Below are 2,098 nucleotides of genomic sequence, written 5' to 3' on the forward strand. Positions count from 1 at the left end.
CAACTGATCAAAGAGAAAATTCGAATCGGATTGCATCTTGGTGACATCACTTTTGATCACGAAGATATTTTTGGCGATGGGGTGAATATTGCTTCTCGATTACAATCTGTCGCTGACCCGGGTGGAATTTATATATCAGAATCCATTCAAAAATCTATTAGGGCCGAAACCGCTGTTAAAACAAAATCCTTAGGTAAGGTCAAATTAAAAAATGTTAGTTATCTGGTAAATACCTACGCCATAGTTGAAGATGGATTGCCAGTACCCACTGCTGCCAAAATAAAGGAACTTCAAGGGAAAAGCCTGTTTCATAAACTTAGCAGATCGATCTATACCTATATTGTCTTGTTATTATTGATTGTTGCCAATGGGCCCTGGATCCGAAATTATTTCAAAACAGAGTCTTCTGAGATATCATCATTACTTATTCTGCCATTTGACAATTTTACCGGAGATGACTCCCTTGATTATGTGGTCGCAGGTATACATGATGCCCTGATAGGGGATGTGGGAAAAATAAGTGCCTTGAGGGTACCTTCCAAACGAACGGCCAATGCCTACAGAGACGTAGGCAAATCTATCCCCCAAATAGCCACCGAACTTAATATAGACGCAGCTATTGAAACTTCTGTGACTTGCTATGGAGATGAAATTTGTATCCAGGTTAAATTGGTAAGTGCTTTTCCTGAAGAGCAGCAGTTATGGGTGCACGATTTCTATATTGAAAAGGGACAGATATCGAATCTTTCTAAGAAAATTGCCAAAGAGATCTCTCAGCAAATTCATATAAATCTGACTCCCCAGGAAGAAAAATTACTAACCGAATCTAAGCCTATAGACCCTGATGCTTACGAAGCTTATTTAAGGGGTATGGGTTACTGGGAGCTAGGTACGAGACCAGACCTTGAACGTGCTATGGGTTATTTCCAATTAGCCAGTGAAATTGATTCTACTTATGCCCTTGCTTATCTAGGTATTTCCAGAACCTGGGGAGCCTATGTACAACATGGATTTTTACCTTATCAGGAAGTCGCTGAAAAAGTTGATGCTGCACGAAATAAAGCGCTGATGCTCGATAGTTCTCTTGTTGAAATTCGAGCTGGTATGGCCACTAAATACACCTGGGGAGATTGGAATTGGAAAAAAGCAGAAAAAGAGTTTTTGAAAGCCATTGAAATAAATCCAAATTACGCCTTTTCACAGGCTTATTACTCCCATTTTCTGGCAATCATGGGCGATCCTGAAAAAGGGCTTCCGCATAGCAAACTTGCAATGGAATTAGATCCATTTAATACATTATATATGTCCATTCATGGACAGGCACTTATGATGAAGCCCTTGAATTATTGCTAAAACTAATTGAAATTGAACCAGACCAAGGTATTGGACTGCCAGCGCTTTGGGCGGTCTATCAGGAATTGGGCGATACTCAAAAATCATTAGAACTCGCTAAAAAAATATACAGCTTAAAGAAAAATGAGCTGGCGCTAAAATCTCTTGAAGAAGGGTTTGAAGAAGGCGGCTACAATTTGGCTATGCAACGTACTGCCGAGATGATGATCGCACATCGCGATTCGATCTATTTTCCCTCCTGGCAAATAGCAACTCTTTATTGTCGTGCAAAAAAGAAAGAGGAATCATTAGAATGGCTCGAAAAAGCATACGAAGAACATGATAGCAATATGCCTTATATAAGTGTTGACCCTCTATTTACCTTTTTACGAGATGAACCCCGTTTCGTAAACCTCCTGAAGAAAATGGGCTTGCCTGTAATAAAATCATAATGTTTTATGAAGTTTGTGAATGTACAGAGTCTTACAAGTTACCCTTGATCCCTATGATTTCTTCCTGATACGGATTCAAAAAACAGAGGACGGGATTTCAGATTCCCAATGCCATATTTGAGGCTATTGTTCACAAGAAAAACTTGAATAACAAGTATTGCATCCGATTCAAATTTATTGCATTGGCAACTGAAGGTACGGACCTCCCGGAAGTATTGGTTATATTGAGTCTGCCTAAGCAATAAAATCACATTTGGATGACTTAACTTAGCACAAAACGAAAGCAAATGAAGCATTTAAAAGTAGGGTTGCTG

The 2,098-nt window shown here is 39.3% G+C and carries 2 protein-coding genes; both read left to right on the forward strand.

Features of this window, described 5'->3' with window-relative positions:
• Positions 1–1,353 (forward strand): adenylate/guanylate cyclase domain-containing protein (locus Q0X72_RS13880; RefSeq protein ID WP_297766639.1); only part of this gene is annotated, 1,353 nt, incomplete at its 5' end.
• Positions 1,347–1,784 carry a hypothetical protein gene (locus Q0X72_RS13885; protein WP_297766642.1) on the forward strand — a complete coding sequence of 146 codons (438 nt, stop codon included), beginning with the start codon at positions 1,347–1,349 and terminating at the stop codon, positions 1,782–1,784. The genes Q0X72_RS13880 and Q0X72_RS13885, both read left to right, overlap by 7 nt.
• Positions 1,785–2,098 lie beyond the last annotated feature (314 nt).

Source organism: uncultured Muriicola sp., from assembly GCF_947258935.1.
Taxonomy (GTDB): domain Bacteria; phylum Bacteroidota; class Bacteroidia; order Flavobacteriales; family Flavobacteriaceae; genus Muriicola.